The sequence below is a fragment of the Microvirga lotononidis genome (genome assembly GCF_034627025.1).
Lineage (GTDB): Bacteria > Pseudomonadota > Alphaproteobacteria > Rhizobiales > Beijerinckiaceae > Microvirga > Microvirga lotononidis.
The window spans coordinates 438,573-459,945 of the sequence record NZ_CP141048.1 but is presented as its reverse complement, the minus strand read 5'-3'; the positions used below and the strand labels follow the sequence as shown (position 1 = coordinate 459,945).

Genomic DNA, 21,373 nt, shown 5'->3' with positions numbered 1-21,373 from the left:
GCCGCGTCAGCGAAAACCGGGTCCACTTTTCCGTTCGTCCGATGCGCTAGACCTGTACTCTTTTAGTCGAGTGAATTGCCTGCCCAGTACTGGGACATGCTCAGATATGTGAACGATGTCGACCATCCAATCAGGACGATGCCGTTCAAGGATTCGAGACTCGCGATCAGGCGCATCATCCCGAGGGGAAAGATGTCCCCGATGCCGAGCGTGCTGAAAGTCTCCGCCGAGAAGAACAGATAATCGGCGAAATTGACGGCCCGGTTGCCGCCGAAATCGCCGATGTTCAACCCCGCGTCCGCGATCCAGTATGTCAGCGCGTAGATGGTGATTTCCATGAAATGCGCCGTGATGACCCCGAACACGACCACGAGAACTTTCGGGCGCGACTGGATCGTCGATTTCTGCAGCAGCTTCGATAGGGCGCTGAGTGCCTCGTAATGCAGGACGACGGTCAGCATCAGGGGAGTGATCGTCAAGGCGATCGTGGCAATCATTGTTTCCATGAAGATTGCCCACGCAGCTTAGCGCATTGGACGGAAACGTGCCCTCGATCTTCCGCCTCTTCCGATGCGCCCGTCAAGAGAAGGAGCATCGGATGAACCCTAAAAGTGGTGTCCACCTTTGCGTTCGATGCTCACATTTCCTTACGGGCGAGCCTTGAAAAAAGGGTGCTCCCGAAAAGGGAGCACTTCAGGGAGCACCATGCGAACACCAGCGGAGGAATGAGACTGGTGACGTTCCTGGTTACGCGGGTACACCACTCAACTAACCGTCGCGCATATTCCTGCGAACCGGATCCCTTTCGCCGAAACATGCTCCGAGGCACCGGGCGCCTCGGCGAGCGACCAAACCGTCTCTAGAGCAGCGGACGTGAAAAGCGGATCTGCACGTCGGTGCTTTCACTTGGACGCGAGCATCGTCTTGAGCAAAACCCCACTCCACTTTTTTGCGCGATGCTCTAGCGGACCGAACCCGTCGATGTCGGATGGCAGGCCGCGCTGGTCGATCCGGCCGGGCACGAAACGTTTCTCTTCGCCTGGTTCATATGGCTCTTCTTCGACGCCGTATGATGCCGGACGGTGGCGTGCTTGGGATGGGTGGTGGACGACGAGCTCGCCGCCTGCGCGGCCAGCGGGGCGCCGGCGAGGAAAGCCAGGGTCGACACGGCGATCAGCAGATGTTTCATGGATCTTCTCCATTCGGGGACAGTACCTGCGGGTACCTGAGGATGATCCTACGGGGCTTGAATTAGGGGAGAATGAGGGGTTGAGCGCCTGTCCTCCCCATGAGCCGCCTCAAGCGGCAAATTGCGCGATTGCCTTTCGGCCGCCCCCGGATTGAACTCGTTTCGCACCGAGAGCGGCAATCATGCGGGTTCTGCTGGTCGAAGACGATCCTTTGATCGGACGCAGTCTGACACGGGCTTTCGAGGGATCGGGAGCCGCGGTCGACTGGGCCCGGGCGGGAGACGACGCGCTCGCCGCCCTGAGCACGAGCCGCTATGCCATCGTCCTGCTCGATCTCGGCCTGCCCGACAGGGCCGGCCTCGACGTCCTGAAGGAGATGCGCTGCGGCAAGGATGCGACGCCGGTGCTCATCGTCACGGCGCGCGACGATCTCGAGACCCGCGTGGCCGGACTGGATCTCGGGGCGGACGATTTCATCGTGAAGCCCTTCGACTTCGACGAGCTTGCCGCACGGATGCGGGCGGTGATCCGCCGTCATGCTGGGCATTCCACGTCGCAGATCAGCTCCTCCGAAATCATCCTCGATCTCGCGGCCCACGAGGTCACCTACAAGGGCGCCACCCAGCTTCTTCCGGCCAGGGAATTCGCCCTGCTGCAGGCCCTGCTCGAACGGCCCGGAACGATCCTGTCGCGCCAGCAGCTCGAAGATGCGCTCTACGGTTGGGGCGAAGAGGTCGAGAGCAACGCGGTGGACGTGCTGATCCACTACATCCGCCGCAAGTTCGGCAACGAGATCATCCGCAACGTCCGGGGCGTCGGGTGGATGGTCGCGAGATGAAACACCGCAACTCGCTCCGCACGCGCCTCACGGTCTGGTTCACCGCCCTGCTGATCCTCGTCGGCCTGCTCGGAGGACTGGGAGCCTACATGGCGGCCCAGGAGGACCCGGACAGTCTGCTCGACAATCAGATGCGCGAGATCGCCTTCAACGTGGTCAGCTCCGTGGACGATCTGGCGCAGATGCCGGCGCCGCCCCTCAATGCCGACGACATGCTGGTGGTCCAGGCGTGGGACACCGACGGCAATCTGCTCAAGTCTTTTCCATCCGGTCTCGACCTGCCGCGTCAGGAGGAGACCGGTTTCGCCGATGTCCATACGCCGAGCGGGCAGTGGCGCAGCTACACCTGGGTGTTGGACGACGGCACCATCCAGGTCTCTCAAAGGACGAGCGTGCGCCGGGGGCTCGCCCTGATGGCTGCGTTGCCCGCGATCGTCACGACGCTGCTGCTCATTCCCATATCGGCCCTGCTGGTGCGCTGGCTCGTGGGCCGGATCCTCGCGCCGGTCGACGAGCTCGCCCAGCAGCTCATGGCGCGTCAGCCCGATTGCACCCAGCAGCTCGCCCTGTCGGACGTTCCGGACGAAATCGTTCCGCTCATCCATGCGATGAACAAGGCGCTCGAACGGGTCGCGGACATGCTCGCATCGCAGAGGCGCTTCGTCTCCAACGCGGCTCACCAGCTGCGCACGCCTTTGACGGCGCTTCGGATCCAGGCGAGCAATCTGCGCCACGCGGCCAGTCCCGGCGCGGCCGCCGAGGTGCTCGACGACATGGATCTCGGGTTCCGGCGGATGTCGACCCTGACGAGCCAGCTCCTTGCCCTGGCGCGGGCCGAGGCGCCCTTGCCGGAGCAGATTCCGCAGCCGGTGGAGCTGGCCGACATCCTGCAGGAGGCCGCGCGCGGCGTCGCTCCGCTGGCCGAAAGCAAGCTCATCGCGCTCGAGTTCGGACCAATGCCAAAAGTCCAGGTGCGCGCCGAGCGCAACGATCTCGAGACGATCTTCTCCAACCTTCTCGACAACGCCATCTGCTACACGCCTCCGGGCGGGCGGATCCTCGTCACGGCCCATTGCGCGGCGGAGCAGGTGCAGGTCGAGGTCGCCGATACGGGGCCCGGGCTTCCCGACGACCTGCTCGAGCGGGTGTGCGATCCGTTCGTGCGCGGACGTCACGAGCAGGAGGGAACGGGCCTCGGCCTCTCCATCGTCAAGGCCCTCGCATTCCGAGCCGGCGGGCGGCTTTCGCTGCGCAACAGGGCGGATCGCAGCGGACTGATCGCACAGGTCGATCTTCCCGTTCTTCCGATGTCACGCGGTTCGAACCGAACCGCCGCTTGAGACGCTGCTCGCCCCATCACGTTTCATAACTCAGCCGGGGGTACCAATCCGCGCCGCGTCCCTCGGGCGTCATGTCGAGCACGTTCCACAGGGGCGCGAGGTCGGGAGCGCCGCGCGGGTCCTGGCCGGGATCAGCCGAATCGCCCGTCATCTCGCCGCTCCAGAAATGACGGATGGTTCCATCCCGCCGGGTGAAGACGTTGAAGCTCGGGATCTCGGAACCGTCCGGCAGCACCCCGTGATAATCGCGCGAGTAAAGGCCGTTCAGGTCCGAATAGAGTTTGAGGTTCTTCCAGCCGCGCTCCTTCTTCCACGCGATCAGCCGCTCGATCGGTGACCGGGCGACGACGGCGAGCGCCATGCGCTGCTGGATGTCGGCACCGTTGCCTTCGAGCGCGCCGAGCAGGTTGGTGCACATGGGGCAGGGGCGCTCGCGCTGCGGGCCGAACATGTAGCTGTAGACCGCGAGCGATTGATGGCCACCGAAGAGATCGGCGAAACCCATTGGACCGTTCTCTCCCTCGAAACGGTAATCGCCCGTCACCTCGCCGCCGGGCGGCAGGGCGCGGCGCTGCGCCGCCACGCGTTCCAGGTGGCGGCGCAGTTCGATCTCCTCCGCGAGGAGGGCCGTGCGTGCGGCACGATACGCGGCGCTCTCATTGGGAAAGCGCACGGGAGAGCGTTGCGCGAGTTCCGCCGCGGGGACAAGGTCCTTGGTCATGGAATGCTCCGGATCGCTTCAGGACTTGCGCGGACCCACGAGACCGAACAGGGCTCCCTGCGGATCGCTTGCGACGATGATGAAGACGCCGCCCGGCACTTCGGCGGGCCCGTAATGGATGGTGCCGCCGTTGCCCGGTACGGCCTTCGCCGCCGCATCGATGTCCTCGGTGCCGAAGTAGAACATCCACGCTGGGGGAGGGCCCTCCGGCATGCGTTTCATCACGGCCCCGATGGTCTGGCCGCGGTGCTGCAGGAACCGGTACTCGCCCATCTCGCCCATCGGCATGGCATCGCCCTTTTCCCAGCCGAAACGGGCTTGGTAGAACGCGAGCGCCGCCGTCGGATCGGAGGTGGCAAGCTCGTTCCAGTGGCAATGGCCGAATTGGCTCTGGTCGAAGGCCGTGCTGGTTCCGTCCGATACTCCGCGCATCACGTAGAACGGGACGCCCTGCGGATCGGCGAGCATCGCGAAGCGGCCGATCCCGGGAATGTCGGTGGGCTGCATGTGCTCTGTGCCGCCGGCCCGGACGATCTCGTCCGCCGTCGCGTCCACATTGTCGACCGCCACATAGCCGAGCCATGTGGGGCGCATGCCCGCACGCGCGGCGTCCGCCGGCAGGGCCATCAGCCCGCCGACGTCCTCGCCGCGGCTCCCGAAGATCCGGTAGTCGCGATCCGTGCCTTGCGCGGCCCGCGTCTGCCACCCGGTCACCGCGCCGTAGAAGCGCGCGGCGGCGTCGGCATCGCTCGTCAGAAGTTCATACCAGATGAAGTCGCCGTGATGATTGGCCATGGTGCACCTCAGACGTCGAGGATCGGCATGAACCCGCCGAAGATCATGCGCTTGCCGTCGAAGGGCATCATCTCGCCCATGGCCTGCATGCGCGGATCGGTCATGATCTTCTCGTTGGCCGCGTCCCGGGCTTCCTTCGACGGATACTCGATCCAGCTGAACACCACGGTTTCATCGTCCTTGGCGTCCACGGCGCGCCGGAAATCCGTGACCTTGCCGTTCGGCACGTCGTCGCCCCAGCACTCCACCATGCGGGTCGCGCCGAACTCCTTGAACAGGGGCGCGGCCTCGGCGGCGTGCCTGCGGTACTCGTCCTTCTTGTCCGCCGGCACGGCGAGCACGAAGCCATCGACATATTTCATCGCGTATCTCCCTTGGGGGTTGCCTAAATCGAGCGAGTGCGGTCGCGCGGCGCCTGACGCGCCTGTTCTCCTTGACAAATAAGTTGATATCAACATAATAGAGCCATGTCAAACCCCCGAGGCGTTCCCTACGAAACCACCCATCTGGTGCGCGACACCTGCCTGTGCCTGCATGTCCAAAGGGCTGCCCGCACCCTGGCGCGCCTGTTCGACGAGGCGCTGCGGCCGGTGGGGCTCACGTCCGGACAATTCTCCCTGCTGAACGCCCTCAACCGTCCCGCGCCGCCCTCCATCGCCCCGGTGGCGCAGCTGCTCGCCATGGACCGGACCACCCTGACCGCCGCCCTGAAGCCGCTGGAGCGCGACGGCCTGATCGCCATCGCCAAGGACCCGGACGACCGCCGCAACCGCCTCCTGAGCCTCACCGACAAAGGCCGGGAAATCCTCGCCGCCGCCATCCCGATCTGGTGCGATCTCCACGGAGCCATCGAGGCCGGTATGGCCGGCCTCGCCCCCGACGATCTGCGCGGCGCGCTGACGGGCCTGTCGCGAGCGAAGACGACGGCTTCGGCTTCGGCTTCGGCGTGAGGAGAGGGCAGAGGCGCACGGCCAGGCAATGCATCCTCCATCGTCATGGCCGGGCTTGTCGCGATCACCCACGCCTTCCTCTCCAAACCCTCCGCCCTCATCTGAGGAGCAGCGCAACTGCGTCTCGAAGGATGGTCCTGGCGAGAACGGGGATGACATTCTCCACGTCATGGCCGGCCTTGTGCCGGCCATCTCGTTTGCTTGAAGCGCTGGCCCCTTTCCGATCGGGATCACCGGCACGAGGCCGGCCATGACGGAGCGGGTGCGGACAGCGTGATGTTATGTTCTTGCTTTGTTCTTGACAGAGGCGCGAACCTTGACTATATCGTTACCCATCCCCGCCTGACGAGGGGCGCGCTCGCGAGGCGTCGCAGTTGTGGGGTGGGGAACGGTCCGGTCGCAGGTCTCGCACACCTGGGGCCGGAGGCCCTTGGCAGCCCTGTGCTGGTCCAAGTCGAAACGCCTAAAAGAACCGTGCGGGACGAGCAGTTCGGCTCTTCCATCAAACATTAGACATCGAGCCGGGCTGCCATCGCGCCACCCTCGATCTCCTGACAGGCTCGCAGCGCAAGCTGCGGGCCCCAAGGTGCTGCTCTTTGACAGGAAACCATCACCCACGCCGTCATGGCCGGGCTCGTCCTGGCCATCCCGATCCTCTGAAGCACCGCGCCTCTTCAATCGAGATCACCGGGACAAGCCCGGTGATGACGTCGAGGGTATCATCCCGAAGCCGCGCCAGCCGAACCCGGGACCTAGACGTCGGACGCAGTAGGCCGAAACGGCGCGCGGGCCGCCTTCCGCCGAAAACCCAGCCGATCCCGAGGCCAGCCTGCGCGGAGATGACCGTGGACGGGCGGGGTCAACGGCGGCGCGGCCCCTGGAGAGTCTTTGTCAGAGCGCTATGGTTCAAGCACCCTCACACACGATTCGATCATGCCCCCACGCAGCACATCCTCCGAGACCCCCGTCGACCACCTGACGCCCGATGAGGCCCGGATCGAGCACGAGAGGCTCGGCGCCGAGATCAAGGAGCACGACAGGCGCTATTACGAAGAGGATGCGCCGAGCGTCTCGGATGCCGAGTACGACGCCCTGCGCCAGCGCTACGAGGCGCTGGAGGACCAGTTCCCCGAGCTGAAGACGCCCGAGAGCCTGACCCAGAAGGTCGGGTCCAAGGTCTCGGAAAAGTTCGGCAAGATCCGCCACCGCGTGCCGATGCTCTCGCTCGCCAACGGCTTCGCCGACGAGGAGGTGGAGGAATTCGTGGAGCGCATCCGCCGCTTCCTGCAATGGAAGGCCGATGCGCCGCTGGCCTTCACGGCCGAGCCGAAGATCGACGGTCTGTCCCTGAGCCTGCGCTACGAGGGCGGAAGGCTCGTGTCCGCCGCTACGCGCGGCGACGGCGCGGTGGGCGAGGACGTGACCAACAACGCCCGCACGGTGGGCGACATTCCGCACCGGCTCAAGGGATCGACCGTTCCCGAGATCTTCGAGGTGCGCGGCGAGGTCTATCTCTCGCACGAGGATTTCGCCGCCATCAACGCGCGCCAGGAGGCCGCCGGAAAGGCGCTCTTCGCCAATCCGCGCAACGCGGCGGCCGGTAGCCTGCGCCAGCTCGATCCGGCGATCACCGCCTCGCGTCCCTTGCGCTTCTTCGCCTATGCCTGGGGCGAGGTGAGCGAGATGCCGGCGGACACGCAACACGGCATGATGGAGTGCTTCAAGAGCTTCGGCCTGAAGGTCAATCCGCTCACCCGACGCTGCACGAGCGTCGCGGAGATGCTCGAGCATTATCATGCCATCGAGACCGACCGCGCCAATCTCGGCTACGACATCGACGGCGTCGTCTACAAGGTCGACGATCTGAATCTTCAGCAGCGCCTCGGTTTCGTGTCGCGCTCGCCGCGCTGGGCGCTCGCACACAAGTTCCCGGCGCAGAAGGCCGTGACGGTGCTCGAAGACATCGAGATCAATGTCGGCCGTACCGGCTCGCTCAATCCCATCGCGCGCCTGAAGCCCGTCACCGTCGGCGGCGTCGTCGTGTCCAACGCGACCCTGCACAACGAGGATTACATCAAGGGCATCGGCGGCAACGGCGAGAAGATCCGCAATGGGATCGATATCCGCATCGGCGATACGGTCGTCATCAATCGAGCGGGCGACGTGATCCCGAAGGTGCTCGACGTGGTGCTGGAGAAGCGGCCCGCTGACGCGAAGCCCTATGAGTTTCCGACCACCTGTCCCGCCTGCGGCAGCCACGCGGTGCGCGAGGTCAATCCACGCACCGGCAAGGAGGATGCGGTGCGCCGCTGCACGGGCGGCCTCATCTGTCCGGCGCAGGCCCGCGAGCGCCTGAAGCATTTCGTGTCCCGCAACGCTTTCGACATCGAAGGCATGGGCGAGCAGCGCATCGACGAATTCTACGAGGAAGGCCTCGTCCAGCGCCCGCAGGACATCTTCACCCTGCAGGCACGCAATGCACGCAGCCTCAAGCGCCTGGAGAATCGGGAGGGATGGGGCGAGACGAGCGCGAGGAACCTGTTCGCCGCCATCGAGGCGCGCCGCTCGATTACGCTGAACCGCTTCGTCTTCGCCCTCGGCATCCCGCATATCGGCGAGACCTCGGCGCGGCTGCTCGCGCGCCATTTCGGGACCTTCGAGCATTTGCGCGAAACGGCGAAGGCCGCAGCCGATGCGACCTCCGAGGCTCATACGGAACTCACCGCCATCGGCGGCATTGGACCGGTCGTGGCGGAAGCGGTCGTCGAGTTCTTCAAGGAACAGCACAACGAAGAGATGCTCGACGCGCTGCTCGCTCAGGTCACGGTCGAGCCGATGGAAGCGCCTGCCGCCGCGAACTCGCCCGTGGCCGGCAAGACCGTGGTGTTCACGGGCTCGCTGGAGCAGATGACCCGCGAGGAGGCGAAGGCCATGGCCGAACGGCTCGGGGCCAAGGTGGCGGGCTCCGTGTCGAAGAAGACGGACATCGTGGTGGCGGGGCCGGGCGCCGGCTCCAAGCTCGCCAAGGCGGCCGAACTCGGCCTTCAGGTCATGGACGAGGACGGCTGGTTCGCCCTCGTCGGTCGAAAGTGAGACTCCCGTCCAAGACGTGGGCTCGAGAATGTGACAAGGTGGCCGCATGACGGTGATCACCCCCGAGGTCTCGCTCGATCCGGAACTGGTCGGAGCGGGAGACGTGACGCATTTCTGGCGAGTGCCGCGCTATCGCGGCCTCGATTGCCTGCGCGCGACTTTCCGCCGTCACGCCTATGCCCGGCACAGCCACGATACCTATGCCATCGCGGCCGTTCTCGCGGGCTGCGAGACCTTCTTTCATCGCGGCGAGCAGCATTATGCGCCCGCGGGCTCCGTCGCCGTCGTCTGCCCGGACGAGATCCATGACGGCGAGCCCTATGGTGGCGGGTTCGAGTACCGGACGTTCTATCCCTCGCCGGAACTGATGCAGGAGATCGCCGAGGACGTGACGGGCCGTGCGCTCTCCCGCCCGCCCTGGTTCCCGCGATCCGTGATCAACGATCCGGAACTGTTTCAGGCCCAGGTCAGGCTCCATGCCTGCCTGTGCCAGGACGAAAGCTGGTCCTCCGAGATGGAGCAGGATACCCGGCTCATCGATTTCCTGGGCCGGCTTATCGCCCGCTGGGCGGATCTCGATGCCCTGCCGACCCTTCGCTACGGTTCGAAAGGCATCCTGCGGGTTCGCGATTACCTCGATATCCATATGAGCGAGGAGGCCGACCTTGCCGATCTCGCTACGATGGCAGGGCTGTCGCGCAGCCATTTCATCCGTGCCTTCGCCAAGGAAACGGGGCTGACGCCCCACGCCTATTTGCTCGACCGGCGCTTCCGCGCTGCCACCAAACTGCTGAGCCAGGGGCAGGCACCGGGCGACGTTGCGGCGGCATGCGGGTTCTTCGACCAGAGCCATCTCAACCGCGTCTTCAAGGCCCGCATGGGCGTGACGCCGGGGGCTTATCGCGCCGCTTGAGATCGCACTTTCATCCAAGACGTCTTCTGATCCTGCGCGCATAAGGTGCGAAAAACGAGCATCTCATGGATCAAGCAAATCCCTTCACCGCCAACTACCGCCGCGAAATCCGAGCTGGCCTGCGCGATATCGCCCCTGTGGCCGTAGCGGCGATCCCCATCAGCCTTCTCTTCGGCGCGGTGGCGTCCGCCAAGGGGCTGTCGCCGCTGGAAGTCACAGTCATGTCGGCCCTCGTCTTCGCCGGCGGTGCCCAGTTCGCCGCCATCGAGACCTGGATCCAGCCCGCGCCGATCCTGACGCTGGCCTTCGCGACGCTGCTGATCAATGCGCGCCATGTGCTGATGGGAGCATCCCTGTCGCCCAAGGTGCGCATGTCGCGAATGCAGACGTTCCTGTCCTTCTTCTTCCTGACCGACGAGGCCTGGGCCCTGTCCGAGCGCCGGGCCCTCGAACGGCCGGTGACGGGGGCCTATTGGGCCGCCATGGGCATCGTCCTGTGGACGAACTGGACTGTCTTCTCCAGCCTTGGGGCCGTCCTCGGCTCGTTCCTCGGCGATCCGGCCCGCATCGGCGCCGATTTCGCCTTCACGGCCCTGTTCATCGGCCTCGTGGCGGGCTTCGGGCGCAGCCGGGCGACCCTGGTCACGGTCGCCGTCAGCGCCGCCGTGGCGGCCCTCGTCCATCACTTCATCGGCGCGCCCTGGCATGTGGCCTCAGGGGCACTCGCCGGCATTGCCGCCGCCTATCTGGCCGCTCCAGAGGAGGCGCGCTCATGACCCTCGATACGACGACCCTCCTCGCCCTCCTGGCCATGGCAGTCGTGACCTATGTCACCCGCATCGCGGGCCTGTTCGTGGCAGACCGCCTCGTGCTCACCGGCCGCGCCAAAGCCGCGTTCGACGCCATTCCTCCGGCCGTGCTGGTCGCCGTCATCGCGCCGACGGCGCTCACCACGGGCTGGGCGGAAGCCATCGCGGCCGCCATCACGGCCGTGGCCGCCTTCAGGCTGCCGCTGCTCGGGACGGTCGCGGTCGGGGTGATCTCCGTCGTGGTGCTGCGGAGCGTGCTCTAGCCGATCGCCCGCGTGGCATTCTCCAGCCAAGCCAGCGTCTCGGCGTCGAGCTTCGGACCGATCTTCTCGCGCACCGCAGCGTGATAATCATTGAGCCATGCGATCTCGTCGGTGGTCATGATGGCCGGTTCGACGAGGCGCAGGTCGATGGGCGTGAAGGTCAGGGTCTCGAAGCCCAACATCTCGCGGTCGCCGCCGGGGATCTTGCGCGGCTCCACGAGGATCAGGTTCTCGATGCGGATGCCGTAATCGCCCGGCTTGTAGAAGCCCGGCTCGTTCGAGAGCATCATGCCCACTTCGAGCGGCGTATGGCCCGTCTTGGCGATGCGCTGCGGACCCTCGTGCACCGAAAGATAGCTGCCGATGCCGTGACCCGTCCCGTGGTCGAAATCGAGGCCGGCATCCCACAACGGCTTGCGCGCGAAGGCATCGATCTGTGCGCCCGTCGTGCCTTTCGGAAACACGACTTGCGCGATGGCGATGTGACCCTTGAGGACGCGGGTAAAGCGGTCCTTCATCTCGTCCGTCGGCTCCCCCACGATGATGGTGCGGGTGATATCGGTCGTGCCGTCCTCGTACTGCGCTCCGGAATCGATCAGGAAGATCTGATTGGGCTCGAGGGTGCGGTTGCTCGAACTCGTGACGCGGTAATGGGGCAGGGCGGCATTGGGGCCGGCCCCCGAGATGCTCGGGAAGGAGATGTTCTTCAAGGCGCCCGTCTCGACCCGGAAGGCTTCCAGCGCCTCGACGACGTCAATCTCCGTCAGCTTGCCCGACGGAGCCTCGCGGTCGAGCCAGGCGAGGAAGCGCGCGACAGCGACGCCGTCCCGCAGATGCGCTGCGTGGGAGCCCGCGATCTCGGCCTCGTTCTTGACGGCCTTCATCAGGGCGATCGGATCGGCCCCTACATCGACGGTGCCGCCCGCCGCCTCGATCCGCCGGATCAGGGCAACCGCGCCGGTCGCGGAATCGACGCGGATCTTGCCACCTGTCTCGCCGAGGGTGTCGAGAGCCCCTTGGAAGGTCGCGATGGGTGCGAAACCGGCAAGATCACCCACCGCCGCGCCGGCCTCGTTCGTCACCTTCGCCGGATCGAAGAAGAGACTGGCACGGCCTTCCCTGGGAAGGATGGCATAGCCGAGCGGCAGAGGCGTGTGCCCCACGTCGCCACCGCGCAGATTGAACGCCCAAGCGAGATTGTGCGGATCGGAGATGACCAGAGCGTCGAGCTTCGCCTCCGCCATCTTCTTCCGGATGCGCTCCAGCTTGGCGGTCGCCGTCTCGCCTGCATATTCGATCGGGTGCGGCTTGACGGGAGCCTGCGGCGGAGCCGGGCGGTCGATCCAGATCACATCGACCAGATTGAGATCGACGGGGCAGAGCTTCCCGCCGGCACGGCTCACGGCCTGCTCGAGTTTCTTCAGGCCGTCACTGGTATGGAGCCACGGGTCGTAGGCCATGATACCGCCCGGCGGCAGGTGATCGGCGATCCACTCCTCGGGGGTGAAATCGGCCAGTTGGACCGGAGTAATGACGGAGGTGTCCACCTGCTCGGCGGCCTGGACCGTGTAGCGCCCGTCGACCACCAGGGCTGCCTCGCTCTGGAGGATGACGGCGGTGCCCGCCGAGCCCGTGAAGCCGGTGAGCCATGACAGGCGCTCCGCGCTCTTCGGCACATACTCGCCCTGATGCTCGTCGGCGCGAGGAACGATGAAGCCGTCGAAGCCGCGCCGGGCCATCTCGGTCCGCAGCTTGGCGATGTGCTTCGGTCCTTGAGCGGGAGAGGTCGTATCGTCGAAGAACTGGAACTGAGCCATGGGAAACGGTCACCGAAAGTCGAGCATGAAAACGGCGTCACGCTAGAGCATCGAGGCAGAACGGGAAACCATTATTCGGAACAAAGGACTGGTTACGGCGGCTGCCGAGATTTGCGGCAAGGGCTGTCGAAAGCCGCGGCAGGTTGCTCAGGAAATATGCGCTGGATGCCTGGAAGTTAACGTTTTTTGATAATGCTATGCAAAGTACGCATGAAGCGCATGTGATCTCATGACTTCAACTAAAGTCGGATCATGCTTATCTTCCTGCCAACGATAACAGAGGAACGCTGAAGGGTCTCAGCACCAATCTGTTGGAGATGAGCCCATGATCACAGCCGTTTTATCTTCCGCCCTCGTCGGTCGCGAGAAAGTTCCTTCCAGGCTTTCGCAACTGGTCAACCGCTTCATGAGCGTGCTCGTCGAGAGCCGCGTCCGAAGCGCCGCCCGGGAACTGCGCCGCCACGAGGCTTTCATCAGCGACCTGAGCCGCCGTCAGGACCACTCGGCAGAGTTCCTCGATAAGGCCGACCTGCTGCCCGCCAAGATCTGACCAACACCTTTTGAGAAGCGAGACAATACCATGATCATCATCACCGCCATGAAGGCCATCCGCGACGTCTGGGCCGAAAGCATCGAGCTGCGCCGCGAACTCGCCAAGCGCTATCCGGGCCTCCTGGCCGAGTAAGACCGACTATCTGCGGGGCTGCGGACGTGCGCTGCCCCGCTTCAGGACCAGCGCGGCCCATCCGTCGAGATCGTAGCGGCGCTGCAGGTACCAGCCCTGATGGGCGTAGGTCGACAACACTCCGGGAACGTCCCGGGCCAGCAGGCCTGACAGGATGATCGTTCCGTCCCGGCTTGCCACGCGCGCCAGCGATGGTGCCAGCATCCGGAGAGGCTTCGCCAGGATGTTGGCGAAGACCAGGTCGAAATGACCTGCCCGGTCCGCTTCCCCATGGCGGATGCCGGGCCCGACATAGAGCTTCATAAAAGCCCCGATCCCGTTCAATCGCGCATTCTCGCGAGCCACACGCACGGCTTCCGGGTCGATATCGCCCGCCACGACGGGCCGCTTCAGGATCTTCGCGGCCGCAAAGGCCAGAATGCCCGTGCCGGTGCCGACATCGAGCACATGGCGAGGGGTGCGCGTCTTCAATTCATCCACGAATGCGAGCAGGCAGCCCTTCGTCGTGCCGTGATGGCCCGTGCCGAAAGCAAGGCCCGCCTCGATCTCGATGGCGATGTCGCTCGGACGACGTTCGTCTCGGTCGTGCGAGCCGTGGACGAAGATCCGCCCCGCACGGACGGGCTTCAGTCCTTCCAGCGAAGCTTTCACCCAATCCTTCTGCTCGAGCGGCAGGAAGACGCCCTTGTCCGCCTCCGCCCCGACGATGGGGCGCAGGAGGTTGCGGATCGCCGCCTCGTCGGGCTGGTGGGCGAAATAGGCCTCCAGCATCCAGGGGCCGCCATCCTCCGTCTCGAAGGATGCGACCGCTGTCTCGGCCGGATCGAAGATCTCGCCGATCATGTCGGTCATGGCGCGCGCGGAGCGCTCGTCCGTGGTGATGCGGAACAGGTGAGTGGGGCGATTGGGGTGCAGACCTTCAAGCATGCCGTCGCCTTAGCATCCCTCGTGCCCGAGGTCACCTGTCCGTGAGATTGGGCTTTGCCTGGAACCCCCAGGGATGCCTCCCGTTGTGCCCTCACCTGATGTCGGCCGCGATCCAAGACCGGCGGCTGCGATTGCTCTTCCAGGAGATCCCCATGTCCGGACGTCTTTTCGACAAGGTTGCCATCGTGACGGGTGCCGGCACCGGCATCGGCGAAGCCATTGCGCTCAAGTTCGCCCAGGAAGGCGCGCGTCTTCTCCTCGTCGGCCTGCCGGACGACCCGGTGGAGGACGTGGCCCGAACGATCAACGGGGCCGGCGGTTTCGCGGAAATCTACCTCGGCGACATCGCCGAAGAACGCCATGCACAGGCGGCGATCGAAGCCTGCGTGAGCGCCTATGGCCGTATCGACGTCCTCGTCAACAACGCGGGCGTCTTTCTGGCCGTTGCCGAGACGCAGGATTATCCCATCGACAAATTCGACGAAACCTTCCGCTCGAATGTGCGCTCCGTCTTCCTGATGACCCGGTTCGCCTTGCCGCATCTCCAGGAGACGCACGGCAACATCATCGCCACCGGATCGGAGGCCGGCATCCTCGGCCATCCGAAGAACACGCCCTATGGCGGCACGAAGGCCTTCATCCATTCCTTCATCCGGGGCGTCGCCGCGGAGCAGGTTCCTTATGGCGTCCGCGCCAATTGCGTATGCCCCGGTCCCATCGACACCGCGTGGACGCATAAATCGACGGGCCCGATGGATGCGGAACTCACCACGATGATCACGCAGGCCACGCCCATGGGCCGGCGAGGCACGCCCGAAGAGGTCGCAAACGTGTTCTGCTTCCTGGCCTCCGATGAGGCGAGCTTCGTCACGGGTGCGCTCTACATGGTGGACGGCGGCATCACGATCTCGAAGGGTCCGGTGGGCACTAAGGCCGCATCGAACTTCAAGAAGCAGCCGCAGGGCAAGCTGCCGACACGCCATTCCCACGACGGCCTGAAGAACAAGGACTACGAGACCCTGACATGACGATGCATGTCGACACGGGCACGATTTCGTCGCCGGGCGACCGGCCCGCGGGCCGCCCCATGCCCGAGATGGAAAGGCCCATGCCGGAAACGCCGGGCAGGCGGATGGGCTACGCCGTCGTGGGGCTCGGACAGTTCGCCTTGAACCAGATCATCCCGTCTTTTGCCCGCAGCCGATCGTCGAAGCTCGTCGCGCTGGTTTCGGGCCATCGGGACAAGGCGCTTCAGGTGGCGGAGCGCTACGGGATCGCGCAGACGAACATCTACGATTACCAGACCTTCGATCGCATCGCCGACAACGGCGAGATCGACATCGTCTACATCATCCTGCCGAATGCGCTTCACGCGGAATTCGCGGTGCGGGCCTTCAAGGCCGGCAAGCACGTGCTGTGCGAGAAGCCCATGGCCGTGACGGTGGAGGAATGCGAGACCATGATCCGCGCCGGCCGCGAGGCCGACCGCAAGCTCATGATTGCATACCGGGCGCAATACGAGCCCTCCAACATGGAAGCGATCCGCATGGCGCGGGAGGGGGACCTCGGCAAGATCCGTCTCGTCACCAGCGATCACGGGCGCATCCTCGATCCCAAGGTGCCTGCCGACCAATGGCGCATGGTGAGGGCACTCGCGGGCGGAGGATCGCTCTATGACATCGGCATCTACTCGCTGCAGGCAGCCCGCTACATCACCGGCGAGGAACCGGTGGAGGTCTCAGGGCGCATCAGCAGCGACAGGAGCGATCCTCGTTTCAAGGAGATCGAGGATCTGGTCGCGTTCCAGCTCCGCTTTCCGTCGGGCGCGCTGGCGAATCTGACATCGTCCTACTCCACGTCGCCGGTCAAGCGCATCCAGGTCTTCGGCTCGAAGGCCTCCCTCATTCTCGATCCTGCGACCGAATACGAGCGGCATGAGATGGTGGTGAAGACCGCGAAGGAGGAGCGCCGGGTACAGATCCCGGAGGACAATCAGTTCGCGGCCGAAATGGACCATCTGTCGAAAGCCGTGATGGAAGGCCGCGAACCCAAAACTCCCGGCGAGGAGGGTCTGCGCGACATCCGCATCCTCCAAGCCGTGTACCAGGCCGCCCGTGAGGGAAAGCCCGTCATCCTGAAGACGACGAACGTCCCGTTGCGATAGCGAACTCAGCTGGTCTGCAGAACTTTCTCCGCAGGTGCGAGCACGGCCAGCTTCTCGGCTTCCTCGGCAATGTACAGACGTTGGGTGTCTGTGATGTAATCGCGCACGATGGGTGCCGCATCCCGTTTGCGAGCGAGCTGCATATGGAAGACGAGCTGGCTGCCGGTCGTGAACATGGTCTCGGCGCTGATGAGATAGAACTCGAACATCCGGCAGAAGCGTTCGTCGTACATCGCGGCGATCTTCTCGCGGTTAGCCTCGAACCGCCGATGCCAATGGTTGAGCGTCTTGGCATAGTGCAGGCGCAGGAACTCGAGATCCGTCACCCACAGCTGGTTCTGCTCGACGACGGGAAATACCTCCGAGAGGGCAGGGGAATAGGCGCCGGGGAAGATGTACTTGCGCAGCCAGGGGCTCGCGGTGCCGGGTGGGCTCATCTTGCCGATCGAGTGCAGGACCATCAAACCGTCATCGTCGAGCAGCGCGTTGATCTTCTTGAAGAACTCGCCGTAATGATGCACGCCCACGTGCTCGAACATGCCGACGGACACGATGCGGTCGAACTTCTTCTCCACCTTGCGATAATCGAGAAGCTCGAAACGCACGCGGTCCGAGAGGCCTGCGCGCCGCGCCTTCTCGTTGGAAAGTTCGTACTGCTCCTTCGAGAGCGTGACGCCGGTCACGTCCACGTCCGCCATTGCGGCGAGATAGAGGGCGAGATCGCCCCAGCCGCTGCCGATGTCGAGGATCTTCAGGCCCGGCTTGAGCTGAAGCTTAGAGGCGATAAGCCGAAGCTTGTTCTGCTGTGCCTCCTCCAGCGTGTCGTCGTCGTTGATGAAGTAGGCGCATGAATACTGCATGCCCTTGTCGAGGAAGAGCCTGTAGAAGTCGTTTCCAAGGTCGTAATGATGCGCCACGTTCTGCTGCGCCTTGCCGACGGGGTTCGCCTGCTGGAAGCGCTTCACAGTGCGCGAGACGCGCTTCAGCACGTTCTGGAGCGGGTAGTTCGCAAGGGTCGAGCGATTCATCGAGAAGAGATTGAGGAAATCCCGCAGGGTCGATCCGTCCTCGAAGCTCATGCGCCCATCCATATAGGCTTCGCCCGCATGCAGTTCCGGATTGAGGAAGAGCTTGTGATAGAGCGAGCGGTCCGTCAGCCGCATGGTGACGTTCGGGCCCGGCTTTGCGCCGCCGAAGACATGCACGCCGCCCTCCGCGTCGACCACTTTCAGGGTGCCGGTGCGAATGAAGGATTTCAGCATATGGGACAACGGGAACATCGGCACCTCTGGTGATCGTTCGTCGGACCGGATGGTTCCACAGTTGCGCGCGGGTGACTAGAGGCTAAACGGCCAAATCAGAATGAGTCTAAAGTACAGGAAAGACACCAAAATTCTGGAACAACCGGGAATCGCTCTTGTTGGAAGCCTGACGCTCGTGGGGCCGAGCCTCAGTCACCGATCCATCGAACAGGAGCAGCCGATGTTCTTCCGTCAGAAGCAGATGGCCTATCATGCCAAGCCAGAAAAACCCGATCCGCTTTTTGCCAAGATGCTTCAGGAGCCCCTCGGCGGCCAATGGGGTGAGATCAGCGTGATGATGACCTACCTGTTCCAAGGCTGGAACTGCCGCGGTCCGCAGAAGTATAAGGACATGATCATGGACATCGGCACCGAGGAAATCGGTCATGTCGAAATGCTCGCCACCATGATCGCGCGCCTGCTCGAAACCTCGCCGATCGAGCAGCAGGAAGAGATGGCCAAGAATTCCGTGGTCGGCGCCGTCATGGGCGGTGCCCGTGTCGAGGATGCCATTGTGGCCGGCATGAACCCTCAGCACTACATCGTTGCCGGCCTCGGCTCCCGCCCGTCCGACAGCGTCGGCAATCCCTGGAACGCGGCCTATACCATCGCCAGCGGCAACCTGCTCGCCGATTTCCGCTTCAACGTCACGGCCGAGAGCCAGGGCCGCCTGCAGGTCGCCCGTCTCTACAACATGACCAACGATACGGGCGTGCGCGACATGCTCTCGTTCATGCTCGCCCGTGACACCATGCATCAGAACCAGTGGCTCGCGGCGATCAAGGAGCTGGAGGAGGACGGTCTCGAAACAACCCCGGTGCCGTCGAACTTCCCGCAGGACCTGGAGAAGACCGAGGTCGCCTACCAGTTCCTCAACCACTCGGAAGGCGTGGAGAGCCAGCAGGGCCGTTGGGCGCAAGGCCCCGCGCCGGACGGGAAGGGCACTTTCACCTATGTCGACCGGCCGCCGGCCTACACGGAAGACGAAGGGCAGCTCAACCCGATCGATCCGCGCGCCTACGGCACGCCGCCTGCACCGGTGCCGCCGGCGGCCGCGGAGTAATCGCTGGAACGCTCCAACGCACTCTCACGTCATGGCCGGGCTTGTCCCGGCCATCTCGTTGGAAGAGCACTTTGATCTTCGCACCGGGATCACCGGCCCAAGGCCGTTGGTGACGTCTCTAAGGCGTCAGCCCAAAGCCTCGACAAAACTGTCGAGCACCATCTTGCGTCCCGCCTTGTCGAACTCGACAGTGAGCTTGTTGCCGTCCACGGCTTCGATGGTTCCGGGGCCGAACTTGGTGTGCAGGACGCGTCCGCCCACGGCAAAGCCCGAGCCTCCGGTGGACTTGGCCACCAGCTCGCCTTCGATCAGCATCGGCCCGCGCCTGTCGCCCGAACGGCGAGCGGAATAGCCTCCGTCGTCGCTCGAGCTGCGATGCGCCTGCGCGCGTTGCCAGCCGGGCGTCTGATAGGAGGAACCGCTGAAAGGCTGCATGCGGTCGAAGCGGGAGCCGCCGCCGTAGCCGCCATAGGAGAAGTTCGCAGGAGCCTCGACGATCTCGACATTGGTCTCGGGCAGGTCGTCGACGAAGCGGCTCGGGACGGTCGAGTTCCACAGGCCATGAATGCGCCGGTTCGACGCGAAGTAGATCTTGGCCCGACGTCGCGCGCGTGTCAGGCCCACATGGGCGAGGCGACGCTCTTCCTCGAGGCCGGCGCGGCCGCTCTCGTCGAGGGCGCGCTGGTTCGGGAACAGGCCTTCTTCCCAGCCGGGCAGGAAGACCGTGTCGAACTCCAGGCCCTTGGCCGCGTGAAGCGTCATGAGGCTCACGCGCTCGGTCGTGTCGCTCTCGTTGGCTTCCATCACCAGGGACACGTGCTCGAGGAAGCTCTGCAGATCGGGGAACTCCTCCATGGAGCGCACCAGTTCCTTGAGGTTCTCCAGCCGTCCCGCGGCATCGGCCGATTTGTCCTTCTGCCACATGTCGGTATAGCCGGACTCCTCCAGCACGGTCTGGGCGACTTCCGACTGCGTCATGGTCTCGGAGAGCTTCGACCAGCGTCCGAATGAGATCAGGAGATCGCGCAGCGTGGCGCGGGGCTTCGGCTTCAGCTCATCGGTCTCGACGATGAAGCGCGCGGCCTCCATCAGAGGGACACGGGCGGCGCGGGCGTGGTTGTGCAGCACCTGGATCGTGGCATCGCCCAGGCCGCGCTTCGGCGTGTTCACGATGCGCTCGAAGGCGAGATCGTCCGCCGGCTGGTTGACGACGCGAAGATAAGCCAAGGCATCGCGGATTTCCGCGCGCTCGTAGAAGCGCGGCCCGCCGATGACACGATAGGGGACGCCGAGTGTTACCAGCCGATCTTCGATCTCGCGCATCTGGGCGGAGATTCGCACCAGGATGGCGATCTCGGAGAGCGGATGCTTCTTGGCGTGGAAGGCCTCGATCTCCTCGCCGATCAGGCGGGCTTCGTCCTCGGAATCCCAGGCACCGGTGATCGTCACCTTCTCGCCCGGCTCGTCCTCCGTGCGCAGGGTCTTCCCGAGACGGCCCTGGTTCTTGGCAATGAGGCCGGAGGCGGCGGAGAGGATGTGGCCGGTCGAGCGGTAATTGCGCTCCAGTCGGATCACGGTCGCGCCGGGGAAGTCGTGCTCGAAGCGCAGGATGTTGTCGACCTCCGCGCCGCGCCATCCATAGATCGACTGATCATCGTCGCCGACGCAGCACAGGTTCTTGCGCGCCTGGGCGAGCAGCCTCAGCCAGAGATATTGGGCGACGTTGGTGTCCTGGTACTCGTCCACCAGCATGTAACGGAACCGGTTCTGGTACTGCCCCAGGATATCCGGATGCTCTCGCCACAGGCGCAGGCACTCGAGCAGGAGGTCGCCGAAATCGACGGCGTTGAGGACCTTCAGCCGCTCCTGGTAGGCGCGGTAGAGCCGTCCGCCCTTGCCGTTCGCGAAGGCGCCGGCTTCACCGGCCGGGACCTGATCGGGCCCAAGGCCCCGGTTCTTCCATCCGTCGATGTGGCCAGCGAGCTGGCGCGCGGGCCACCGCTTCTCGTCGATCCCCTCGGCTTCGATCACCTGCTTCATCAGGCGCAACTGGTCGTCCGTGCCGAGGATGGTGAAGTCGGAGCGCAGGCCGACGAGCTCCGCATGACGGCGCAGGATCTTGGTGCCGATGGAATGGAAGGTGCCGAGCCATTGCATGCCCTCGGCCACCGGACCGATCACGGCGGTGATCCGCTCTCGCATCTCCCGCGCCGCCTTGTTGGTGAAGGTCACGGCAAGGATTTGGGAAGGATAGGCCTTGCCGGTGGCGATCAGGTGCGCGATCCGGGTCGTCAGCACGCGGGTCTTGCCGGTACCGGCGCCCGCCAGCACCAGAACGGGGCCCTCCGTGGCCTCGACGGCGGCGCGCTGCTCCGGGTTCAGGCCGTTCAGGTAGGGCGATTGCGGCGCGACGGCTGCACGGGCGCGGGCGCTCAAGGAGCCGGACGCCGGTTCATGGGCGAGGCTGTCCTGTGGGTCGGGGCGGTTATCGGAGTGATTCATCG

The 21,373-nt window shown here is 64.7% G+C and carries 20 protein-coding genes; 11 read left to right on the top strand and 9 right to left on the bottom strand.

Features of this window, described 5'->3' with window-relative positions; translation table 11 throughout:
- Positions 1-62: 62 nt before the first annotated feature.
- Positions 63-506 (bottom strand): ion channel, encoded by a 444-nt coding sequence (locus U0023_RS02030; RefSeq protein WP_040638737.1) that lies wholly within the window; start codon positions 504-506, stop codon positions 63-65.
- 455 nt (positions 507-961) lie between these two features.
- Positions 962-1,189: a hypothetical protein gene (locus U0023_RS02025; RefSeq protein ID WP_009764021.1), complete on the bottom strand. Its 228-nt coding sequence runs from the start codon at positions 1,187-1,189 to the stop codon at positions 962-964.
- A 182-nt stretch (positions 1,190-1,371) separates the two neighbouring features.
- Here U0023_RS02025 and U0023_RS02020 point away from each other — a divergent pair, with 182 nt between their 5' ends.
- Positions 1,372-2,028, top strand: coding sequence for a response regulator transcription factor (locus tag U0023_RS02020; RefSeq protein ID WP_009764022.1), 657 nt, complete (start codon positions 1,372-1,374; stop codon positions 2,026-2,028).
- Positions 2,025-3,368, top strand: a complete 1,344-nt coding sequence (locus tag U0023_RS02015; RefSeq protein WP_009764023.1) for a sensor histidine kinase — start codon at positions 2,025-2,027, stop codon at positions 3,366-3,368. The genes U0023_RS02020 and U0023_RS02015 overlap by 4 nt, the downstream gene beginning before the upstream one ends.
- A 16-nt stretch (positions 3,369-3,384) precedes the next feature.
- On the opposite strand, the gene U0023_RS02010 is transcribed toward U0023_RS02015, so the two are convergent.
- From U0023_RS02010 to U0023_RS02000, 3 genes are read right to left on the bottom strand one after another with little or no spacing between them, the layout of a single operon-like run.
- Positions 3,385-4,089, bottom strand: a complete 705-nt coding sequence (locus U0023_RS02010; RefSeq protein WP_009764024.1) for a DUF899 family protein — start codon at positions 4,087-4,089, stop codon at positions 3,385-3,387.
- Positions 4,090-4,107: 18 nt separating this feature from the next.
- Positions 4,108-4,884, bottom strand: coding sequence for a VOC family protein (locus U0023_RS02005; protein ID WP_009764025.1), 777 nt, complete (start codon positions 4,882-4,884; stop codon positions 4,108-4,110).
- A gap of 8 nt (positions 4,885-4,892) precedes the next feature.
- Entirely contained in the window at positions 4,893-5,246 is a 354-nt protein-coding gene (locus tag U0023_RS02000; RefSeq protein WP_009764026.1) for a DUF1428 domain-containing protein, read from the bottom strand.
- A gap of 105 nt (positions 5,247-5,351) precedes the next feature.
- On the opposite strand from U0023_RS02000, the gene U0023_RS01995 reads away from it, so the two are divergent.
- The 5 genes from U0023_RS01995 to U0023_RS01975 all read left to right on the top strand — a co-directional run bounded on the left by U0023_RS01995 (position 5,352) and on the right by U0023_RS01975 (position 10,912).
- Positions 5,352-5,834, top strand: a complete 483-nt coding sequence (locus U0023_RS01995; protein ID WP_009764027.1) for a MarR family winged helix-turn-helix transcriptional regulator — start codon at positions 5,352-5,354, stop codon at positions 5,832-5,834.
- A 933-nt stretch (positions 5,835-6,767) separates the two neighbouring features.
- A complete protein-coding gene (ligA, locus tag U0023_RS01990; protein ID WP_009764028.1) occupies positions 6,768-8,927 on the top strand; it encodes an NAD-dependent DNA ligase LigA in 2,160 nt (719 codons plus the stop codon).
- 46 nt (positions 8,928-8,973) lie between these two features.
- Positions 8,974-9,840 (top strand): helix-turn-helix transcriptional regulator, encoded by an 867-nt coding sequence (locus U0023_RS01985; protein ID WP_009764029.1) that lies wholly within the window; start codon positions 8,974-8,976, stop codon positions 9,838-9,840.
- Between the two features lie 65 nt (positions 9,841-9,905).
- Positions 9,906-10,616 (top strand): AzlC family ABC transporter permease, encoded by a 711-nt coding sequence (locus U0023_RS01980; protein WP_009764030.1) that lies wholly within the window; start codon positions 9,906-9,908, stop codon positions 10,614-10,616.
- Positions 10,613-10,912, top strand: coding sequence for an AzlD domain-containing protein (locus tag U0023_RS01975; RefSeq protein ID WP_009764031.1), 300 nt, complete (start codon positions 10,613-10,615; stop codon positions 10,910-10,912). Before U0023_RS01980 ends, U0023_RS01975 begins: the two co-directional genes overlap by 4 nt.
- On the opposite strand, the gene U0023_RS01970 is transcribed toward U0023_RS01975, so the two are convergent.
- The gene (locus U0023_RS01970; RefSeq protein WP_009764032.1) at positions 10,909-12,729 is read right to left on the bottom strand and encodes an aminopeptidase P family protein; all 1,821 of its coding nucleotides are present in this window, start codon (positions 12,727-12,729) and stop codon (positions 10,909-10,911) included. The genes U0023_RS01975 and U0023_RS01970 overlap by 4 nt on opposite strands.
- Positions 12,730-13,054: 325 nt before the next feature.
- On the opposite strand from U0023_RS01970, the gene U0023_RS01965 reads away from it, so the two are divergent.
- Complete coding sequence (locus U0023_RS01965) at positions 13,055-13,279, top strand: hypothetical protein (protein ID WP_009764033.1); 225 nt, start codon at positions 13,055-13,057, stop codon at positions 13,277-13,279.
- Positions 13,280-13,420: 141 nt separating this feature from the next.
- On the opposite strand, the gene U0023_RS01960 is transcribed toward U0023_RS01965, so the two are convergent.
- Positions 13,421-14,341 carry a 50S ribosomal protein L11 methyltransferase gene (locus tag U0023_RS01960; RefSeq protein WP_009764035.1) on the bottom strand — a complete coding sequence of 307 codons (921 nt, stop codon included), beginning with the start codon at positions 14,339-14,341 and terminating at the stop codon, positions 13,421-13,423.
- 152 nt (positions 14,342-14,493) lie between these two features.
- On the opposite strand from U0023_RS01960, the gene U0023_RS01955 reads away from it, so the two are divergent.
- Together U0023_RS01955 and U0023_RS01950 are read left to right on the top strand one after the other, a co-directional pair.
- Positions 14,494-15,369, top strand: coding sequence for an SDR family NAD(P)-dependent oxidoreductase (locus tag U0023_RS01955; protein ID WP_009764036.1), 876 nt, complete (start codon positions 14,494-14,496; stop codon positions 15,367-15,369).
- Positions 15,366-16,505, top strand: coding sequence for a Gfo/Idh/MocA family protein (locus U0023_RS01950; RefSeq protein WP_009764037.1), 1,140 nt, complete (start codon positions 15,366-15,368; stop codon positions 16,503-16,505). The genes U0023_RS01955 and U0023_RS01950 overlap by 4 nt, the downstream gene beginning before the upstream one ends.
- 5 nt (positions 16,506-16,510) lie before the next feature.
- On the opposite strand, the gene U0023_RS01945 is transcribed toward U0023_RS01950, so the two are convergent.
- Positions 16,511-17,785 (bottom strand): SAM-dependent methyltransferase, encoded by a 1,275-nt coding sequence (locus U0023_RS01945; protein ID WP_009764038.1) that lies wholly within the window; start codon positions 17,783-17,785, stop codon positions 16,511-16,513.
- A gap of 202 nt (positions 17,786-17,987) precedes the next feature.
- Here U0023_RS01945 and U0023_RS01940 point away from each other — a divergent pair, with 202 nt between their 5' ends.
- Positions 17,988-18,869 (top strand): manganese catalase family protein, encoded by an 882-nt coding sequence (locus U0023_RS01940; protein ID WP_009764039.1) that lies wholly within the window; start codon positions 17,988-17,990, stop codon positions 18,867-18,869.
- A gap of 126 nt (positions 18,870-18,995) precedes the next feature.
- Here the strand turns inward: U0023_RS01940 and U0023_RS01935 are convergent, their stop codons facing one another.
- A complete protein-coding gene (locus tag U0023_RS01935) occupies positions 18,996-21,371 on the bottom strand; it encodes an ATP-dependent helicase (protein WP_009764040.1) in 2,376 nt (791 codons plus the stop codon).
- Positions 21,372-21,373: the final 2 nt, after the last annotated feature.